The 19,778-nt window shown below is 59.8% G+C and carries 17 protein-coding genes, 1 tRNA gene and 1 pseudogene; 7 read left to right on the top strand and 12 right to left on the bottom strand.

The genetic code is table 11. From position 1 onward, the window contains the following. The first annotated feature begins 24 nt into the window (after nucleotides 1-24). Both ABCV34_RS02150 and ABCV34_RS02145 read left to right on the top strand, forming a co-directional pair. Nucleotides 25-699 carry a helix-turn-helix domain-containing protein gene (locus tag ABCV34_RS02150; RefSeq protein WP_345797624.1) on the top strand — a complete coding sequence of 225 codons (675 nt, stop codon included), beginning with the start codon at nucleotides 25-27 and terminating at the stop codon, nucleotides 697-699. A gap of 135 nt (nucleotides 700-834) precedes the next feature. After that, the gene (locus tag ABCV34_RS02145; RefSeq protein ID WP_345797623.1) at nucleotides 835-1,749 is read left to right on the top strand and encodes a DMT family transporter; all 915 of its coding nucleotides are present in this window, start codon (nucleotides 835-837) and stop codon (nucleotides 1,747-1,749) included. Here the strand turns inward: ABCV34_RS02145 and typA are convergent, their stop codons facing one another. The 8 genes and pseudogenes from typA to scpB form a co-directional block, all read right to left on the bottom strand. Then, the gene (gene typA / locus ABCV34_RS02140; RefSeq protein WP_345797622.1) at nucleotides 1,750-3,570 is read right to left on the bottom strand and encodes a translational GTPase TypA; all 1,821 of its coding nucleotides are present in this window, start codon (nucleotides 3,568-3,570) and stop codon (nucleotides 1,750-1,752) included. Continuing rightward, nucleotides 3,567-4,322 (bottom strand): tRNA pseudouridine(55) synthase TruB, encoded by a 756-nt coding sequence (gene truB, locus ABCV34_RS02135; protein ID WP_345797621.1) that lies wholly within the window; start codon nucleotides 4,320-4,322, stop codon nucleotides 3,567-3,569. The genes typA and truB overlap by 4 nt, the downstream gene beginning before the upstream one ends. A gap of 35 nt (nucleotides 4,323-4,357) precedes the next feature. Continuing rightward, nucleotides 4,358-4,768, bottom strand: a complete 411-nt coding sequence (gene rbfA / locus ABCV34_RS02130; RefSeq protein ID WP_345797620.1) for a 30S ribosome-binding factor RbfA — start codon at nucleotides 4,766-4,768, stop codon at nucleotides 4,358-4,360. Between the two features lie 16 nt (nucleotides 4,769-4,784). Further along, complete coding sequence (gene infB / locus ABCV34_RS02125) at nucleotides 4,785-7,739, bottom strand: translation initiation factor IF-2 (protein WP_345797619.1); 2,955 nt, start codon at nucleotides 7,737-7,739, stop codon at nucleotides 4,785-4,787. 55 nt (nucleotides 7,740-7,794) lie between these two features. Continuing rightward, nucleotides 7,795-9,279, bottom strand: coding sequence for a transcription termination factor NusA (gene nusA, locus ABCV34_RS02120; RefSeq protein ID WP_345797618.1), 1,485 nt, complete (start codon nucleotides 9,277-9,279; stop codon nucleotides 7,795-7,797). After that, entirely contained in the window at nucleotides 9,276-9,746 is a 471-nt protein-coding gene (gene rimP, locus ABCV34_RS02115; RefSeq protein ID WP_345797617.1) for a ribosome maturation factor RimP, read from the bottom strand. Before rimP ends, nusA begins: the two co-directional genes overlap by 4 nt. Before the next feature lie 259 nt (nucleotides 9,747-10,005). Continuing rightward, complete coding sequence (gene rluB / locus ABCV34_RS02110; protein WP_345797616.1) at nucleotides 10,006-11,643, bottom strand: 23S rRNA pseudouridine(2605) synthase RluB; 1,638 nt, start codon at nucleotides 11,641-11,643, stop codon at nucleotides 10,006-10,008. Between the two features lie 115 nt (nucleotides 11,644-11,758). Next, a pseudogene (gene scpB, locus ABCV34_RS02105) lies at nucleotides 11,759-12,379 on the bottom strand (SMC-Scp complex subunit ScpB); the annotation flags it as partial. A 79-nt stretch (nucleotides 12,380-12,458) separates the two neighbouring features. On the opposite strand from scpB, the gene ABCV34_RS02100 reads away from it, so the two are divergent. After that, nucleotides 12,459-12,535 (top strand) — tRNA-Met (locus tag ABCV34_RS02100). Between the two features lie 125 nt (nucleotides 12,536-12,660). Beyond that, complete coding sequence (locus ABCV34_RS02095; protein WP_345797615.1) at nucleotides 12,661-13,659, top strand: site-specific integrase; 999 nt, start codon at nucleotides 12,661-12,663, stop codon at nucleotides 13,657-13,659. 134 nt (nucleotides 13,660-13,793) lie between these two features. Here ABCV34_RS02095 and ABCV34_RS02090 read toward each other — a convergent pair whose 3' ends face one another. Continuing rightward, nucleotides 13,794-14,282, bottom strand: coding sequence for a hypothetical protein (locus ABCV34_RS02090; RefSeq protein WP_345797614.1), 489 nt, complete (start codon nucleotides 14,280-14,282; stop codon nucleotides 13,794-13,796). A 326-nt stretch (nucleotides 14,283-14,608) separates the two neighbouring features. On the opposite strand from ABCV34_RS02090, the gene ABCV34_RS02085 reads away from it, so the two are divergent. The 3 genes from ABCV34_RS02085 to ABCV34_RS02075 all read left to right on the top strand — a co-directional run bounded on the left by ABCV34_RS02085 (nucleotide 14,609) and on the right by ABCV34_RS02075 (nucleotide 16,183). Then, nucleotides 14,609-15,097: a hypothetical protein gene (locus tag ABCV34_RS02085; protein ID WP_345797613.1), complete on the top strand. Its 489-nt coding sequence runs from the start codon at nucleotides 14,609-14,611 to the stop codon at nucleotides 15,095-15,097. A gap of 300 nt (nucleotides 15,098-15,397) precedes the next feature. Then, the gene (locus ABCV34_RS02080) at nucleotides 15,398-15,751 is read left to right on the top strand and encodes a hypothetical protein (RefSeq protein ID WP_345797612.1); all 354 of its coding nucleotides are present in this window, start codon (nucleotides 15,398-15,400) and stop codon (nucleotides 15,749-15,751) included. 171 nt (nucleotides 15,752-15,922) lie between these two features. After that, a complete protein-coding gene (locus ABCV34_RS02075) occupies nucleotides 15,923-16,183 on the top strand; it encodes a helix-turn-helix transcriptional regulator (RefSeq protein ID WP_345798667.1) in 261 nt (86 codons plus the stop codon). A 49-nt stretch (nucleotides 16,184-16,232) separates the two neighbouring features. Here ABCV34_RS02075 and ABCV34_RS02070 read toward each other — a convergent pair whose 3' ends face one another. The 3 genes from ABCV34_RS02070 to ABCV34_RS02060 form a co-directional block, all read right to left on the bottom strand. Further along, nucleotides 16,233-16,514 (bottom strand): type II toxin-antitoxin system RelE/ParE family toxin, encoded by a 282-nt coding sequence (locus tag ABCV34_RS02070; RefSeq protein ID WP_345797610.1) that lies wholly within the window; start codon nucleotides 16,512-16,514, stop codon nucleotides 16,233-16,235. Continuing rightward, nucleotides 16,504-16,752, bottom strand: a complete 249-nt coding sequence (locus ABCV34_RS02065; protein WP_345797609.1) for a type II toxin-antitoxin system Phd/YefM family antitoxin — start codon at nucleotides 16,750-16,752, stop codon at nucleotides 16,504-16,506. Before ABCV34_RS02065 ends, ABCV34_RS02070 begins: the two co-directional genes overlap by 11 nt. Before the next feature lie 1,008 nt (nucleotides 16,753-17,760). Further along, on the bottom strand, nucleotides 17,761-19,689 hold the full coding sequence (locus tag ABCV34_RS02060) for a hypothetical protein (RefSeq protein WP_345797608.1): 1,929 nt from the start codon (nucleotides 19,687-19,689) through the stop codon (nucleotides 17,761-17,763). Nucleotides 19,690-19,778: the final 89 nt, after the last annotated feature.

Below are 19,778 nucleotides of genomic sequence, written 5' to 3'. Positions count from 1 at the left end.
CTGCCGCCGTTTTCACACCATATCATGTCGATTCTTCAGCCGACCAGTGCCGTGCGTACCTATGACGGAACAGCACACGTGCACGTCCACGACCATGCGCAGGTCATGGTGCCGCTGGCCGGACGCATGGAACTGGAAGTCTCGGGGCACTCGCTGTTCACGGATCCGTCCTGCGGCATGCTTATCCCCGCTGGCGCCCGGCACGCGTATCATGCGCAACCCGGCACCCGCATCCTGGTGATCGACACGCCTGAATTCGCCGGCCTCGAACGGCTGCGGCGTTTTGCGCTGACCTCGGCCTGCCGCACACTGGACAGCCAGGGTGATGCCGGGCGGCAACTGGCACTTCTGCTGGGCCTGCCTGCCATCCTGTCCTCGCGCCGGGGCCTGGATCTAACGCGCCTGGATGCCGCCCTGACACAGGCGCTGCACGAGCCCTGGCCGACGGCCCGCATGGCGCGGCTGTTTCATCTCAGTCCCCAGCGATTCCATGCCCGCCTGCTCGAACTGGCCGGCTGCACGCCGGGCGATTATCTGCGCGCCCTGCGGCTGGAACATGCCAGCGCGGCACTGATGCAAGGAACAACACTGGAAGTCGCCGCCGCCCGGGTCGGCTACCGGTCCGGCAGCGCCCTGGCCTACGCCCTGCGGCGTGACCGGGGTACCGGCGCCCGGATGATTCGACAGCGCGTCTCCTGATCGCTCCCGCTTCCGACGACAGGAACGCATCCAGGTTCGCTTATCGGTTGCCAAAGGCCGCATGAATACGCCGCACCACCGTAGCACAAGCGTTTCTCGACAGAGATCCGCAGCTGTGCCTGCCATCATGGTGGCATGAGCACGATATCGAATCCTTCGCCGACCGCGCCCTCGCTCCGGCCCCTGCACGGCATCCTGCTGGTGCTGGGCGCCGGCATGCTGTGGGGCACCACAGGCACGGCCCAGAGTTTCTCCGACGGCACCCTGTCGCCCTACTGGGTAGGCGCCCTGCGCCTGCTGGTGGCGACCCTCTTTTTCCTGATCTATGCCGGGTCGATCAACGGGCTATCCCATCTGATCCGTCAGCTGGCGGACCTGGACTGGCGCCGCGCGATCTGGGCGGGTGCCTGCATGGCGGGCTACAACCTGACGTTCTTCGCGGGCGTCAAGATCACGGGGGTGGCGGTCGGCACGGCGCTGACCATCGGCAGCGGGCCGATCTGGGCCGGCCTGCTGCAACTGGCCGGCGGCACGCGGCCCGGCGCGGGCTGGTGGGCAGGCACGCTGTTGGCGGTGGCCGGCGGCGTACTGCTGGTGTTCGGGCGCGGCGGCGACATCCAGGCCGATCCACTGGGCATTGCCCTTTGCCTGGCGGCTGGGCTCGCATACGCGGTCTACGCCATCCTGAATAAACGGCTGGTGCACCGGTCGGCACCAGCCGTCACCACCCTGGGCGTCTTCTTCACCGGAGCCGTCCTAGCGCTGCCCGCTGCCTGGTTCGGCGCGGGGCCGTTGACGATCACGACCGCAGGCTGGCTGGTGGTCGGCTTCCTGGGCATCGTTGCCACAGGCGCAGCCTACCTGTTGTTCAGCACCGGCCTGCGCAGCATCAGCGCCGCAAGTGGCGTGTCACTGGCCCTGATGGAGCCAGTCACCGCCTTCCTGCTGGCCCTCATCGTGGTAGGCGAACGGCCCGCCGCACTGGCTTACGCCGGCCTGGCCGCGCTACTGGCCGGCCTGGCCATCGTGATCCGGGCCGAAACGCGCTGATCAGGCCGATTCGCGCAGACTGCGACGGCGCTCGTGCTCCTGCAGGTAGCGCTTGCGCAGGCGGATGGACTTGGGCGTGACTTCGACCAGTTCATCGTCGGCGATGAATTCGACCGCGTATTCCAGGCTCAAGGCGATGGGCGGCACCAGATCGATGTGTTCGTCCTTGCCTGAGGCGCGCACATTGGTGAGCTTCTTTTCCTTGATCGGATTGACCACCAGGTCGTTCTCGCGCGAATGAATGCCGATGATCATGCCTTCGTAGACCGGATCCTGGGGCGACACGAACATGCGGCCGCGTTCCTGCAGCTTCCACAGCGCATAAGCGACCGCCGTACCGTCGTCCTGGCTGATCAGCACGCCGTTGCGGCGCTCGCCGACCCCGCCTTCGCGCATCGGGCCGTAATCGTCAAAAATGTGACTCATCACGCCTGTGCCGCGCGTCAGCGTCAGGAATTCGCTCTGGAAGCCGATCAGACCCCGCGCGGGAATACGGTATTCCAGACGCGTGCGGCCGCGCCCGTCGGGCTGCATGTCCTGCAAATCGCCCTTGCGACGGCCCAGTTCCTCCATGACACCGCCCTGATGGGTGTCTTCCACGTCCACGGTCAGCAGCTCAAAGGGCTCGCAGCGCACGCCATCGATGTCCTTGAACATCACACGCGGACGCGACACGGCCAGCTCGTAGCCCTCGCGGCGCATGTTTTCCAGCAAGATGGTCAGGTGCAGTTCGCCCCGGCCACAGACTTCGAACACGGTGTCGTCGGCGGTGTCGTTGACGCGCAACGCCACGTTGGATTTCAGTTCGCGGTCCAGACGGTCGCGCACCTGGCGGCTGGTGACGAACTTACCCTCGCGCCCGGCCAGGGGCGACGTGTTCACCATGAAATTCATGGTCAGCGTGGGCTCGTCGATGCGCAGCATCGGCAGTGCTTCCGGCGTATTGGGATCCATCAGGGTGCAGCCGATGCCGATGTCCTCGATGCCATTGATCAGCACGATGTCGCCGGCTTCGGCTTGGTCCACCAGCTCGCGCTCCAGCCCCTGGAATTTCAGGACCTGATTGACGCGGCCTTTGAAGGGTTCCGCTTCCGGGCCAAACTTCACCAGAACATCCTGGCCGGAGCGCAGGCGTCCCCGGTTGATGCGGCCGATGCCGATCTTGCCGACGTAGCTGCTGTAGTCCAGGGAAATGATCTGCATCTGCAGGGGCCCATCTGCGTCGTCATCGCGCTGTGGTACGTGCTGCAGAATCGCCTCGAACAGCGGCCGCATGGTGCCCGAGCGCACGTCCTGCGTCAATCCGGCGTACCCCGCCAGGCCGGACGCGTAGATCACCGGAAAATCCAGCTGCTCTTCGGTCGCGCCGAGCTTGTCGAACAGGTCGAAGGTGGCGTTGACCACATAATCGGGGCGGGCGCCGGGACGATCAACCTTGTTGATCACGACGATGGGCTTGAGACCCAGTGCCAGCGCCTTGCGGGTCACGAAGCGGGTCTGGGGCATGGGCCCCTCGACAGCATCGACCAGCAGCAGGACGCCGTCCACCATGGACAGCACGCGCTCGACCTCGCCCCCGAAATCGGCGTGGCCCGGGGTGTCGATGATGTTGATGTGCGTGCCTTCGTATTCCACGGCGCAGTTCTTGGCCAGGATCGTGATACCGCGCTCGCGTTCGATATCGCCGGAGTCCATCACCCGTTCGGACACCTGCTGGTTGTCACGGAATGTGCCGGACTGCCGCAGCAGTTGGTCGACGAGAGTGGTCTTGCCATGGTCCACGTGGGCAATGATGGCCACGTTGCGCAAAGCTCGCTTCATAGGATTTCCTCGGTTGAAACACTTGCCGGACGCAGACCGTCCGGCAAGGCGTGTAAAGGGATAAGCGCCGTCTGTGGCGCCGCCATGGCCTGCAGGGCTTCCAGCCCGATGGCCTGCTCGATGGAAAAGGGACCGACCTGGGTGCGCCGCAGCGCCGACAGATGCGCCAGGCAGCCCAGGCGGCGGCCAATGTCCTGCGCCAGGGTGCGCACGTACGTCCCCTTGCTGCAATGGACCCGCAGCTGCGCGGTCCTGCCGTTGCAGGCCAGCAGTTCGAGCGCATGGATGGTGATCCGGCGCGGCGGGCGATCCAGCTCGATGCCCTGGCGCGCGTATTCGTACAAGGGCTTGCCGTCGCGTTTGAGTGCCGACACCATCGGCGGGATCTGATCGATCTCGCCACGAAACCCCGCCAGCACCGCTTCCAGCGCATCGTCCGGGACATCCGCAAAATCGGCCGGCGCCTGCGCCACCACGTGCCCGGTCAGGTCGCCGCTGTCGGTTTCCTCGCCGAAGGTCAGCGTGGCCTCGTAGATTTTGTCGGCTTCCAGCATGGCCGCCGAAATCTTGGTCGCCCGGCCGAAGCAGCAGACGAGCAGGCCCGTGGCGAACGGGTCGAGCGTACCCGTGTGCCCCGCCTTGCGGGCATCCACGGTACGTTTGGCGCGCTGCAGCGCATGGTTGCTGGACAGGCCCTCGGGTTTGTCCAGCAACAGGACACCGTCGAGCAACTGCCCGCGTCGGGAAGCCATCGTTCAATCCGTTTAGATGAGTGACGACCGCCCTGTCAGGGCTGGCCGTCCGGGTCTTCGAGCTCGGGAATTTCCGATGCGCCCGCCTGGGGACGATTGGCCCGATCAATCAGTTGGGTGAGTTCGATCCCACGCGCCAGCTGCACGTCGTGCACGAATCGCAGCGTGGGGACCGTGTGAATATGCAGCAGCTTGAAGAGCTGCGAGTGCAGCCAGCCGGCCTTTTCGTTCAGGGCCTGGGCTGCGGCGTCGGGTTCGGCACCCAGCACCGTGAAATACACTTTGGCATGCGCATAATCGGCCGACAGATCGACGCCGGTCAGCGTGATCAGGCCCGCGCGCGCCACATCGAGCTCGCGCTGCACCAGGGCCGCCAGATCCTGCTGGATCTGGTCGGCCAGGCGCGTATTGCGGCCGGGATTCGGTTTGGATTTATGACGACCCATGATTCAAGCCACGCCATCAGAGCGAGCGGGCAATTTCCTTGATTTCGAAGACTTCGAGCTGATCGCCGATCTGGATGTCGTTGTTGCCCCGCAGCGTGATACCGCAATCAAAGCCGGACTTGACTTCCTTGACGTCGTCCTTGAAGCGACGCAGGGATTCCAGGTGGCCGGACCAGTGAACGACGTGATTGCGCAACAGGCGGACCTGCGAATCGCGTTTGACCACCCCTTCGAGGACCATACAACCTGCAATGTTGCCCACCTTGGAGACCGTGAAGATCTCGCGGATTTCCACCATGCCGATGACTTCTTCGCGCTTTTCCGGCGCGAGCATGCCCGACAACGCATTCTTCACGTCGTCGATCGCGTCATAGATGATGTTGTAGTAACGCAGATCGATGTCGTTGGTCTCGGCGAGTTTCTTGGCGGACTGGTCGGCACGCACGTTGAAACCGATGACGACCGCACCCGATGCGATCGCCAGATTGACGTCGCTTTCGGAGATGCCGCCCACTGCGGCGTGTACCACCTGCACCCGGACTTCGTCTGTGGACAGTTTGAGCAGGGACTGCACCAGGGCTTCCTGAGAGCCCTGCACGTCGGTCTTGACGATCAACGGCAGCGTGCGCACACCCTCGCCCAGGTTGTCGAACATGGATTCGAGCTTGGCGGCCTGCTGGCGGGCGAGCTTCACGTCGCGGAACTTGCCTTGGCGGAACAAGGCGATTTCGCGGGCCTTGCGCTCATCCGTCAGGACCATGACCTCGTCACCGGCGGCCGGTACCTCGGTCAGGCCCTGGATCTCGACCGGCGTCGAAGGACCGGCTTCGTTGGTCGGCTTGCCGGTGTCGTTCAGCATCGCGCGCACCTTGCCAAAGGCCGCGCCGGCCAGCACCGCGTCGCCGCGATGCAAGGTGCCGCTTTGCACCAGAATCGTGGCCACAGGACCACGGCCTTTGTCCAGCCGGGCTTCGATGACGATGCCCTTGGCGGGTGCGTCGACCGGCGCCTTCAGTTCCAGGATCTCGGCCTGCAACAGCACGTTTTCCAGCAGTTCGTCGATCCCCTGGCCGGTCTTCGCGGACACAGAGATGAAGGGCACGTCGCCGCCGTATTCCTCGGGAACGACTTCCTCGGCAACCAGTTCCTGCTTGACGCGTTCCGGGTTGGCTTCGGGCTTGTCGATCTTGTTGATCGCAACCACCAGCGGCACATTGGCCGCCTTGGCGTGGTGGATGGCCTCGCGCGTCTGGGGCATGACGCCGTCGTCAGCCGCGACCACCAGAATGACGATGTCGGTCGCCTGCGCACCGCGCGCCCGCATGGCCGTAAAGGCCTCGTGGCCCGGGGTATCCAGGAAGGCCACCATGCCGCGGCTGGTCTTGACGCTATAGGCCCCGATATGCTGAGTGATGCCGCCCGCCTCGCCGGTGGCGACCTTGGTGCGGCGGATGTAGTCCAGCAGCGAGGTCTTGCCGTGATCGACGTGGCCCATGACCGTGACGACCGGCGCGCGCGGCAAGGCTTCCGCCTCGGTGATCTCGGTATCGGCCAGGAAGGCTTCGGGGTCGTCGAGTTTGGCCGCAATTGCCTTGTGGCCAAGTTCCTCGACCACGATCATCGCCGTTTCCTGGTCCAGAATCTGGTTGATGGTGACCATCTGGCCCAGCTTCATCAACTGCTTGATGACCTCGGCGGCCTTGACGGACATCTTGTGCGCCAGATCGGCCACGGAGATGGTTTCCGGGACATGGACTTCGCGCGCGATGAACTCGGCCTGTTGCGGTTCCTGGTGGTGGTCCGCCTGACGGCGCCCTTGCCTGCGACCGCCCTTGCCGCCTCGGCCCTTACCGCCGGCGCGCCAGGCTTCGCCCGCCCCCGCCGACAGCGTGTCGGCCTTGGAGGGCTGCTTCTTGCGGCCATCGTTGGACCAGCTGGACGAAACGTCGGCGGTCTTGATGACCTTCTTGCCTTCGGTTTCCTTTTTTGGCGCAGGCTTGCCTGCGGGCTTGTGCAGCGTCTTGGCGGCGGCGGGCTCTTCTGTTTCGGGAGCGCGCAGGACCTTGCGGGGCTGACGCATCATCTCGCGCAAAGCGGCGGCTTCGGCTTCGGCGGCACGGCGAGCCTGCTCGCGGTCCGAGTCGGCCGGCGCACGACGCGCTTTGCCTGGCGTCGCGGCGGGTGCCGCGACGGGCATCGTCGTGTCATGACGGGCAGCAGCCTGACGCGGCGATCCCGCATCGGAGCGCGCATGTGAATGTGTGGAGGGGACAGACGTCTTGGCAGGCGCGGCCTGCGACTCGACGACAGGGGTTTCGCTCACGATTTCCTGCTTGATCTCAATGGACGGTGTGTCCGACCCGGTCGCGGACTGGACAGCCTCGGGGGCGGCTTCGGCCTGTGCGGCGGCAGCCTGGACGGGTGCTTCCACCACGGGAGCCGCAGCCGGCTGACTGACCGGAGCTTCCGGTGACGTGGCTTGCGCCTCGGCAACGGCCTGGTCTTCCATCGGCGCCGCAGCGGCCAGCGGCTCTGGGGTGACGGGCACAGTCACCGGGGGCGCTACCGGTTCCGGCACAGGCTGCGCCGCCGCGACGGACGGTTCAAGGGCGGCAGGTTGCTGCGCCGCGATGACCTGGGCGGCTTCGGCACGCGCCGGTTCCACCAGATCGGCGCGATCGCGCTTGACCAGGACCCGTTTCTTGCGGACCTCGACCTGAATGGTACGCGAACGCCCGGAGCTGTCGGCCTGATGAATCTCGGAGGTCTTGCGACGCGTCAGCACGACCTTCTTGCCCGAGTCGGAGCCATGCGAACGCCGCAGGGACTCCAGCAAGGCGCTTTTGTCTGCTTCGGTCACGTCCGCGTTCACCGAATCGATCTGGACACCGGCCGAGCGGAAATGATCCAGCAGGACGTTGGCGGGCATGTTCAGTTCTTCGGCGAATTGGGCGACGGTGTTACTCGGCATTCGACTCTCTCTTTGACTACGTTAAGGGGCGGTATGGAACGATGCGACAAAGCAATCAGGCTTTGTCGTCCTCGAACCAGTGGGCCCGCGCCTGCATGATCATGTCGCTGGCGGTTTCCTCGGACAGACCGGTCAATTCGGCCAGCTCGTCGGCCGCCAGCTCGGCCAGATCATCCAGTGTGGTGATGTCGTTCTCGGCGAGCTTGGCGACCAGCGACGCGTCCATGCCCTGGATCTCCAGCAAGTCGCGGGCGGTCTGCACGCGTTCTTCCTTGGCGATTGCTTCGGTGAGCAAGGCATTACGTGCACGGGTGCGCAGCTCGTTGACGGTTTCCTCGTCGAATGCCTCGATGTCCAGCAGTTCCTGCAAGGGCACGTAGGCGACTTCCTCGAGCCCGGTGAAGCCCTCGTCGATCAGGATATCGGCGACTTCCTCGTCCACGTCCAGCTTCGTAATGAAGGTATGACGCAGGGCGGCGCGCTCGGTATCCTGCCGATTCTGACTTTCCTCGGGCGTCATGATGTTGATCTGCCACCCCGTCAGTTCGGACGCGAGCCGCACATTCTGGCCCCGCGCACCGATCGCCTTGGGGAGGTTTTCCTCATCCACCACCACATCCATGGCGTGCTTGTCCTCGTCCACCAGGATGGATTCGACGTGCGCAGGCGCCAGGGCGCCGATCACGAATTCGGCGGGGTCATCGGCCCAGAGGACGATATCGACCTGTTCGCCGCCGAGTTCGTTACGCACGGCCGTCACGCGGGACCCCCGCATGCCGACGCATGTGCCGATCGGATCGATCCGCTTATCGTACGCCACGACAGCGATTTTGGCACGCACGCCGGGGTCGCGCGCAGCGGCCTTGATTTCGAGCAGACCCTGTTCGATTTCCGGCACTTCGTTTTCGAAGAGTTCACGGATGAAATCGGGTGCGGTGCGCGACAGGATGACCTGCTGGCCACGCGCGGCATGATCGACCTTCAGGACCCAGGCGCGCACACGGTCGCCCGAGCGGATGTTTTCCTTCGGGATCATCTCGGTGCGCGGCAAGCGGGCTTCGACCTTGCCGATCTCGATGATGGCATCGCCCTTGTCCAGGCGTTTGACCGTGCCGGAGACGATGCTTTCCCCCCGATCGAGGAAGTCGTTGAGCACCTGTTCGCGTTCCGCATCGCGGATCTTCTGCAGAATCGCCTGCTTGGCCGCCTGTGCACCGATGCGACCGAATTCGATGGGCTCGAGCGGCTCTTCGATGTATTCGCCGACCTCGATGCCGGGGACGATGTCCTGGGCATCCGTGTACAGTTCCTGCGCATCGGGTTCCTGCAGGCCCGCCTCGTCGGGCACCACCAGCCAACGGCGAAAGCCTTCATGTTCGCCGGTCTGACGGTCGATGGCCACGCGAATGTCCACGTCTTCCTTGAAGCGCTTTTTCATGGCCGAGGCCAGCGCGCTTTCGAGCGCGCCGAACACCACTTCGCGTTCGACGTTTTTTTCACGCGCCAGGGCGTCGACCAATAGAAGAATTTCGCGACTCATCGCTTCTTACCCTTGAAATCGAGAACAGGATCCAGGTGAGCCCGATCCACATCGTCAAAAGAAAACGGCAGGGTCCGCAGCCCCCCGGTCTGGTCTTCGTATTCCAGACTGAGGGCGGGGGGTTCCTGTTCCGTCACGTGCAACGTCCCGGTAAAGACCTTGCGGGATTCGACCGGCTCATGGAGACGCAGTTCGATCCGCTGACCGGCAAAGCGGACATAATCGGCCAGGCGGCGCAGCGGCCGGTTCACGCCCGGCGAGCTGACCTCCAGTCGCTTGTAATCGATGTTTTCGACCTCGAAGACATGCGACAACTGGCGCGAAACCTGCTCGCAGTCTTCGATGCGCACCCCTTCGGGGCGATCGATCACCACACGCAAAACTCCAAGAGGCGCGCGTTCCACATCGACCAGTTCAACACCAAAACCCAGCAGAGCCTGCTGGGTGACCGCAAATATGTCCGCCATAAAATCCAAAAAAAAGGGGCTGTCCCGCAGCCCTCTGTTGGCCTCGGCATTCCCCGAGGTGAATTCAGGAACCGCCGAAAATCCTGATCGCAGCATTGCAACTGGCTAAAGACCAGCTGCACGTGCCACAGACCAGTCGCACTTCCGTGCGCGAAATTTCCGGTGGACACAGCACAAAGATGCTGTAAAGCCTTAGATTATAACAGCATTCACTGTCGTAAAGGGCATTTTCCTGACTTTCGAAATCGGAGAAATCCGATCAACGCCCCCGCCCCAGGCGGCCCAACTGGGACTCATGCGCATGCGCGCCCTGAGGCTGGTGTTCACCGCCGCCCTGCTTGCGCGGCTTGGCCGAACGACGGTCGGTCTTCGGTGCCGCGGGCTGGCCGGATTTCGGCGCACGGGAACGGGCGGACTCTCCGGCGGGACGATCATGCCCCTTTCCGGCATGATCATTGCCAGCGCGCCCCTTGCCGCCGCGGCCCTTTCCGGCATGCCCCTTGGCGACCTGTCCGCCCATATCCTGCGCCTGGGATCCCTCTGGGGCTGGCTTGCGCGGCCTGCCCGTGCGCGGCGACTCAGCCGCCTTGGGCGGCCTGGCCGACCGGGCCGGCTTTGCCGTCCCACGACCGGGCTTCGACGCAGGACGCGCCCTACCACCGTCCGGATGCCCGTTTGCGAGCCCACCGCTGATCAACAGGCCCGTCGTGAATGGGTCGATGGCGCTTTTGCGCCCCCCGGAGACGCGGCCGCGCCGATTCAGACGTGCGCCATTCTGGCCATTCTGACCCGGCGTCCCGAACCCCGGCGGCAAGGCGCTGGCATGCGACAGCGGCTGGCGCTCGACCTGATCCTCATCTTCATCGCCCGCGGCGCGAATCAACCCCAACTGCACCATCAACGCCCCGACCAGCGGGGAATCCAGTTCTTCCCACCGGCCACGCCGCAGATTGGTCGGCAGGATCACATCGCCAAAGCGTGTGCGGATCAGCCGGCTGACGGTGACCCCCGCCGCCTGGAACATGCGCCGGACCTCCCGGTTACGGCCTTCCGACAGCGTGACCCGGTACCACCGGTTGCTACCCTCGCCGCCCAGATAATCGAGCGAATTGAACTGCGCCGGACCGTCGTCCAACTGGATGCCGGAGGTCAGTTCAGCCTGCTTCGGCTCATCCAGGTCGCCCAACACCCGCACAGCGTATTCGCGCTCGGAACCGTAACGGGGATGCGATAGACGGTTGGCCAGTTCGCCCGACGTCGTCAGGATCAACAGGCCTTCGGTATTCAAATCAAGACGCCCCACCGACAGCCATTTGCCACTGCGGATGCGCGGCAGACGCGCAAACACCGTCGCACGCCCTTCCGGGTCGTCATGGCTGACGATTTCACCGGCCGGCTTGTGATACAGGATCACACGCGGCAATTTCCCGGCCCTCGGCCGCGACACCAGCCGCCCATTGACGCGCACCTGATCATCGGGGCCGACGCGCTGGCCCACATGCGCGGGCTCGCCATTGACCGAGACCCGGCCGGCAACGATGAGTTCTTCCATGTCGCGGCGCGACCCGACACCCGCCTCGGCCAGCACCTTATGCAGCTTGGGCATCAGCGCGTCGCTATTCAGGTAGCGATCCAGGCGCTGAGCGGTCGCATGGGTTTTGCTCAGGTAGGACAGCGCCCGGTCGGCCTCCTCGGCGGATCCGGCATCCGGCACCGGTGAATCGTCAGCCGGTTTGGCTGCGGCCGTTTCATCCCCACGACGGCGACGAAACGGCGTGCGCAGCTTGCGACCACCCCGGGCGCGGCCTGGCGCGGTGCGGGCTTCCGAATCAGTTGGCTGCGCCCCCGCCAGACTGTCGCTTGCGGGTTGTGGCTTCGTTTCGAGTTCTGCTGTCATGGGGTTCAATGACTCCTTCACATAATTCCAATATTGAGTGGTGCACGGCTCAAGGTCCGTTTTGCGCGATATCCGGCGCCTGCCCGAGACGATCATCGGTCGCGTCGGGCACAGGTTCGGCCGCGCCCGATGCCGGTTCCGCATCCGGCTCGACTAAAACGCCATCTTCGGTCCGGCCCGTGTTCGCTGACGCAAACGGCAGGGTTTCCAGCATCTGTTCCGATTCCGCCGAATCGAGCTCAGGCAATTCGTCGAGCGCCTTCAGACCCAGATCCTCCAGGAATCGGCGCGTCGTTCCCAGCAAAGCCGGGCGACCTGGCGCATCGCGATAACCCAGCACTTCGATCCAGCCCCGGTCTTCCAGGGTGCGGATGATCTGCGCCGACACGGTAACCCCGCGAACGTCCTCGATGTCGCCTCGCGTCACGGGCTGGCGCCAGGCAATGATCGCCAGGGTTTCCAGAACGGCGCGAGAGTATCGGGGCGGTTTTTCCGGGCTCAGGCGCGCCAGGTAACGCTGCATGTCAGGGCGGCTCTGGAAGCGCCAGCTGTTAGCCAGCTGCACCAGTTCGAGCCCCCGTTCCTGCCAGTCCAGCTGCAGCGCAGCCAGATGACGGCGGATATCATCCCCGGAAATCGTATTTTCGAACAGGCTGCGCAACTGGGCCACCGGCAAAGGGGCGTCCGCGCACAATAACGCGGTTTCCAGTACTCGCAGGATTTCCGTTTCCGTCATTTTATCGTGAACTCCGAAGGTTTGCTTGCATTCTTGCTTGCATTATTTTCGCAGACTTGCTATAGTTATGTTCTTCAGACGCGGGGTGGAGCAGTCTGGTAGCTCGTCGGGCTCATAACCCGAAGGTCACAGGTTCAAATCCTGTCCCCGCAACCAAATAAAATCAAGGGCTTACCGAATTTCGGTAAGCCCTTGTGCTTTCTAAATTCGGTTTTTGCTGCAATTTTGCTGCACTTGTCGCTACACCTGACTCCAACCACTCTCTGTCTGGAGCAGAAAACATGGCAAGCATCACAAAGCGCGGCTCGTATCAATACCAAGCCACCATCCGCCGAAGTGGCTATCCCACGCAGACCAAAACCTTCGAAACGAAGCGTGAAGCTGAGGCCTGGTCGGCTACTGTCGAGTCGAAGATGGCCAGGAAAGTCTTTGTAGACCTTTCCGAGGCCGAGCGCACAACATTCGGCGAAGTCCTGAAGCGCTATGAGCGCGAGGTCACCCCCACGCATAAAGGCGCACCCGCAGAGCGCGCTCGGCTGCAGCAACTGCAAAAACACCCGCTTGCCCTACGCTCATTAGCGAGCCTGCGTAGCGTCGACTTCTCGACGTACCGCGACGAGCGGCTGGGAGAAGTCGCCCCAAAGACGGTGCATCTCGAATTATCGCTGATGTCGTCTGTCCTCGTAACCGCGAACAAGGACTGGTCCATCCCCATTAGCAACCCTATCGCCAACATCCGCAAGCCTAAGCTGCCTCCCGGACGAGAGCGCCGACTTGAGGACGACGAAGAGGCGCGACTGTTTGCCGCCACAAGTGACGCCCGTGCGTCGACACTGAGTACCTGCGTTATTCTGGCTATTGAAACGGGGATGCGCCGAGGGGAAATAGCACTGCTGACATGGAACCAAGTTGACTTCAAAAACAAAGTCATCCGGCTCGACGCGGCAGACACCAAGAACGGCGAGCGACGTATCGTGCCACTCTCAGAGACCGCAGAAGAAGCCCTTCTCTCGCTGCCACGTCCGCTGCACGGCGGGCGGCTCATGAGCTTTCACGACTCCAATGGGCTTGGCGCCGCATTTGCGAGGGCGTGTGAGCGCGCGGGCATTGAAGGGCTGCGCTTTCATGACCTGCGGCACGAAGCGGCCTCGCGGCTCTCCAAGAAAATGCCACCGACGACGCTTGCAAAAATCATGGGCTGGAAAACTTTGCAAATGGCCATGCGCTACTACAATCCGACAGCCAACGAACTCGTAGACGCCATCAGAAAAGTGGCCTGACGGCTGACTGCCTGCATCGGAAGAACGGCCCCAGTTGGGGCCGTTTGTTCAGAATCATTCAAGCCAAAAAGGGCAGCCACAGTCGCTGGCCCCCTTCTCCTTCATTCCCACACATCTCAAGCAGCCTAACCCCTTCAGGGATGAGCCGAGAGCTGCGCGAGCATGTTCGTCCACTCCTTCATGTAGGCGCTTTCGCCCCCGCAGCGCACACCAACAAGCTGCTCATACAAAAACACCACAAAGTGCTGGACCTCAGCTGACGCACCTTCCAGCCCCCCTGGCACCAGCGGTCCCACATGGATGTCTTGACGCATCAGCGCCAATGCCATTGCCACCCGGTGACGTTCTGCCTCTCCGGGCCACGTCAGGTCTCTCATTCCAATGCTCCCCGCCATGAGCAAGACGAGCACGACAGGAATCTGCAGGTAGGCCCCAATATTTTCTAACGTCAGCCGTCGCGCACTGGCCAACCTCGCCTCGCCGCGCCGGTACTGAACAAGGCGCTGATACGAAATTCCAATTTCACTCGAAAGCCGCACCAATGAATGTCCATTTTGAGCAGCCCGCCTGAGCAACAGTTCAATGAGCGGTTCATCCATACGGACTGGTCGTTCAGATTCCATAACCTATCCATCCATATCCTTTCGCAGCACGTCGCTGCTTGCGACGTATAGCGACCGTCAGGGCGCATTGCCTGCGAATTGAGGAGCGAATAACCGGAGCGCGTTTGGCCGACATCAAGTCACAGATAGCTTTCTGAGTATTGCGTGTTTATGTGCGTTGCTGCGATAACAATCGACTCAACAACGCACAAAAGCCCAACATGAGCTCAAAAACTAGTTGCACCCCGTTAGGCATATCCTCAGCATTCAGATGGGCAGATGCCAACCTGGACTGTCCCAGGCATGAGTGTCTACTGCAGATTCGCGTCAAGGCGCATCGGACCATCATGAGCTGGAGCGTTCTTGCCTCAGGACATCCACAAAGCGAAGAGGATACAAATTTCCCCGACCCCTACCTTATTCATTGCCAGAGGGAAAAACAGCATTCAATATACGCAATGGCTGTAGATGCATCATCACCATACGAGCAAAAAATCATCAATATGCTCACATTGGCATTTAGTCCTCACCAAGAAGACTTCCCTTACCCACCACGTAGAGACTGGAAAACAATTCAAATATTGCATCACAGCGATGCCAGCCCATCTCTACCAAAATTCAAAATGAAAATAAAACGTCATAAAAACCACATCTGGGCAGCCACATACATTTGCGACACAACGCAACGCTATGACGCCAAATATGCACCAGACGCCTTTGACATGCCACCAGACCAACTTGTTATCGCAGCACTGCTTGAGCAACTGCGGGTGATGGGATATGTCCCACAGGTAGTTACCCCATACAGAAAAGCAAAAGAACATCATAAAAAATAAAAAAGCTCACTACCTGAAAAGCCTCTCCCCAAAACCCATTGGCAACTGCCTTCTCGGGTAACGCCCGGCACTCTCCATATAGAGCTCTACTTTATATGAAACTCTTTATATAAAGCTCTTTAAAAGAAAAGCGTGATACTGAGACACCCTCACAGCGCAAGCGTCTTCAGTCATCCAACGTGGCAGATTGCACGGTCTGAAAAATTCATTATGATTAAATAAAAATAATCTACATCATAATATTTCATCCCACAGAACAAATCACAACTCACACGACTCAATTTAGCGGAAAGCGAAGCCATGGAAATTCCAGATAATTTTCCCCGCAGAAAAATAATGAGCTCAGTCGCAGGAAAAGCGCCAAAACTTGCAGTTCGGAAAACAGCTGACGGCCAGTATTCGAATTATGTGGATGACACTGAGCATCTCCAGGCCTACGAAAATGCAGAAGACCTCGCTCAGCAGTTCAAAAAATACGGCCAACGCAAAGAACGCGAGCACCCGGAATGGACGAGAGAATTCAATTTATCCCGTATCGGCAAGGGCATAGAAACCAAAGTTCGTAGCTCCCAGTGGGATATTACGCCCGATGAGCAGCAGTGGATTATGAAACGCCTCACGCAACTGCTCGATGAACCGCCCAATGACGTTTAAATACTTCCTGGGACAGGATATAGGCTCACTCAAAATAATGAAACACTTTTTATTTTTATCTTATTCCACTATTTCTCAAAAATTCATATACGAAACGCGAACACCTTAAATGGTTTGCTCTTTATCGCACAGCTCGCAGTTTGTAAAATGAAAATACAGCCTAAATTTTGTATGCCAGAATTCACAGTTCGTACTGCACAGCACCTCCCACTGTTGCTTCAAGCCTTTCGAAAGCAAGCGGGCCTGACTCAAACTGAGGTCGCAAAGCGATTGGGGGTCACTCAGCAGACGCTTTCGGCATTAGAACGCAATGCGCAAAAAGTCAGTGCAGACAGATTATTGATGCTCCTGAGTCTTTTGGGCGTCGAAATGGTGCTGCGCCACCCACCAACTCCAGAGGCACCAAAACCGTCAGCCAGTCCAAATTGGTGAGCTATGGCAAACAATAAAGCCCACGTAGTGCTTGCTTCATTCCGAAGAATCAGCGCTTGTCCGCCGCAGAATAAACTGCATTGCGTTCACGCTTGCCAACGGCGACGACGACCACGACGACCTCCGCATCGCGTACCTCATAGACCAGCCGGTAGCCACTGGACCTGAGCTTGATTTTGTAACGGTCGGCGTGGCCAGACAGCTTGGCAGCGGGCACGCGTGGGTCTTGCACACGTTCCGTGAGCTTCTTCTTGAATTGTTCGCGCAGCGTGTTGTCGAGCTTGTGCCACTCCTTCAAAGCTTCGTCTTTGAACTTCAGCCTATAGGTCATCCAGGGAGACCTCGATTTCCGCCTGGCCTTGGCGGGCATTGGCGATGGCGTTCAGCTCAAGGTCTTCCAGGCGGTTCAGCAAGGCTTCATAGGCCTTTGCTGGGACGCAATAAAACGCGGGCTCGTTGCGGTTGAGGATGGCCACAGGCCACCCTTCTCCCGCCGCTACGGTGCCCATGGGGTTTCGTTTGAGCTCAGAGACGCTAGCCGTCGTTTCGGCAAGAACAGTGTGGGCCATGTGAAAAGTCCTCACAAAAGCATCATTAGAAGCTCTTATGTTAGCACTATAAATAGGTCTTTTCAATGAAAAAGACCTGAGTGGTAAGCGAGGCCCGACATCGCCGCCCGGCTTAGGTCGATGCAGATTTCTTTAAACTTGCCAAGGTTCCTTTGCCACAACCAGAATTTTCCCACGTCGTCGGTCGTAGGAAGCCAGGAGTCCTGCCGCATGAAGCGCCTTCATTGTTCGTGTGATTTCGCGGCCAAACTGGACTGGCTCCCGCTGCCAAACCTGGCCTAGTGCGGATATGTAATACACATGGGTACGACACGCACGGAATAAGTCTACCAACGCAGTCGATACGCCATCAGGCACTCTCAAATGTGAAGACAGCGGAATACGGGTTGAGCCTCTCCATCGCAAGACATCCGCGAAACCGGGCGACATCTGAATCTCAACTCGCCCCTCTTCCATGGATGCAGAGCGAAGAAATGTGAACCGATTTCGACCGTCATAGGCATACCGCTTGATGCTCACTTGCGCACGAGAAAGATGCACCAAGGCGCGCTTTAGCGCAGCGACGTTCCTCGAACAGGGTGACCTCCCTATAAACTCAAGAAACTCCGCTGGATTAATGGCAACCGTAGCATCAACTTTTTTACCTGATACCCGCGAAATCAGCCCAAGCAAAATCCGTTTGTGGTATTGATTCAGCGAAGGTCCATTCAAGGTCAAACACTGGTCACGCAATTTAACGTCAACACTCTCCCAATCGTAGACTGGGTACGATTCAGAGATATCGTCATCACATAGTGTCGTCGAAAGCCCAAAGAACCCGGAACGCAATAGCTCGGACGGCAACATAGAAAACCCTTCTGGGACGACAGGAAAGGTGTCTTCCACGTCGTTCCCGTGCGATGTGATGCGCGAAATAGCACCACCCGAGGCCATCGGCAAGAGATGAATATGTGGCACACAACCCCTAAAGTTATCTTGACAAACAGACAGATGTGTAGTCATCTTATTTTATAGTCGCGAGAATGAGTCTTTTAAAAGCTCGGCCATCCTCTGGCTGCCATCCCCACTGCTTAGCCAAGCATAGTGCTCCTCGACAGTCGTCTCTTTGTCATTCAGGACCTGAGCTGCAGTCTTCACATCCCCGCCAGGGGCCTTCAGAATCGCCGTTGCAACAATATGGCGGAAGGCGTGCGGCCCAATGCCATCAGACTTCCACAAATATTTGCGAGTCAGCCGAAAAACTGTCCGTCCTATGTCCATATATGGTAAATGCACGTGCTGCCCATTTTCGCGAGCGCGCGTAGCAGCGCGACCGCCGTTCAGCGTAAGGATGACAAGGTTGGTCGGCGCACGCTGCAGTACAGGCCGGAATTTGAATATATAGCGTTCCAAGTCAGGCCAAACAGCCCGATGCACCGGTGCGTGATAGTCTCTTATTGAAGCCGTCGATGCACGGTTTTTCAGCAGACGCTTAGGAATATATATCCACCAAGAGCCATCATCGCGCTGATATAAAACCCCATCCTTATCCGAACCTCTACTGCCCTTTTCTCCATGCCATTGCAAACAAGCAAGGTTCCGCAAGCGAATGGGATTTGATAGCAAAAGCTCTACGACGAATAAATCACGAGCCCACACCGCCTGCGCCCTCAGACTTCGACCAATAGGCCTGTCGGCACGCATTCTGGCAACCATATCCATCATATATTGCATCGGTTCTTGTGAATTCACAAGCGTAGTAATCGGCTCAAAAGGGTCACGACCCGCCGCCATCTCCGGTTGATATATTCGATTCAACTGGCCGGCATATTTGTGCTGTCGTTCACAAAGAGCCTTCCAATCGTGTCCACGGTAGCTCCTTGGTAAAGTCTCAACCAAATGGGGCATCTGGTAAAGATAGCCATCACCTGGGCGACACAGCCAGCGCACCATTGCCAAAAACTCTCGTGTCGTGCCCGTATGCTTGCCACCTGCCCGAGCTTTCATCCAATCCAAAAATTTTTCAATGAACTCAGGTACCGCAAACCAAGCGAGCGTCTGGGCATCTACAACTGGCACATTGCCGCCGCCCTCCTTTGCGGGAAGAGATAGCCAACCAAGGTAGCTTGCAACGCGTGCCCATCCCATCCTCGCCGATGGTACTTCTCTCCCATCCAGAAAGGCCCACCAACTACCACTCGTTTCACGAGCTGCGGCAAGCGGAGCAAGGGTCCAACGACCGTTTCCGCTACGTTCTAAAAACGGCACCGCGGCTGTCTTATACTCGAGTAACGCCCGCCACTGCTCAGCCAATTCAGAGTCACAGGGCACGCGAAGCCAGTAATTTTCTTTGCTGCGACGGGCCAGACCCACACGATACTCAATCGTCGCAGCATCCCCCACTCTCTGCTCAATATGTTTACCATCCTGGAAACCAGCCAGAAACACCAGGCTCTCACGCTCCAAGCCAAAAAAAGATTCAAGCCGCCGCAAATGACATATGCTGCTGATGCGAGGCCACTTACCATTTCTCCACCCAAATAACATATCCGGCGGTATCGCACACTGCTTGGCAACTCTCCTGATTGGATATGCACTCAGAACCTCTTTAATCCTCTTATGGAACGGCGAAATATCAGCACCAGCAACCGCCAATTGCGTATCGAATACCACTACAGCTTTCTTAAACGCCATCAGCGCGGAGCGCGTATTGCCAATCGAACGCTCAGAACGCCCTTCACGACGCAGCTCAGCAACCAAGGGCTCAATAGCGGCGCCATGTCCAGCGCGAAACTCTTCGCCCACGACATCCTGTTCATGCAGGTGGTTCGCTCGTAAAAATAAATTTAACGCTGTCAAGCGATTGGCGACCGTCTGCTTGCTGACAACCGACAGTTGGGCATTGCGTCGCTGTTCATCGCGCAGATATTCATATGTGAGAGACGTAGGGGTAAGCATTTTCTTCCGGTATGCCTTTCCTCCTTTTTGCGGCGTCTGCGAAGCAAGTAAAGACGCCGGAACGAAGTACCTGCAGGATTCATAACCAT

Source organism: Castellaniella sp. MT123 (assembly GCF_039614765.1).
Classification (GTDB): Bacteria; Pseudomonadota; Gammaproteobacteria; order Burkholderiales; family Burkholderiaceae_B; genus Castellaniella.
This window is presented reverse-complemented; position numbering and strand designations above follow the sequence as displayed.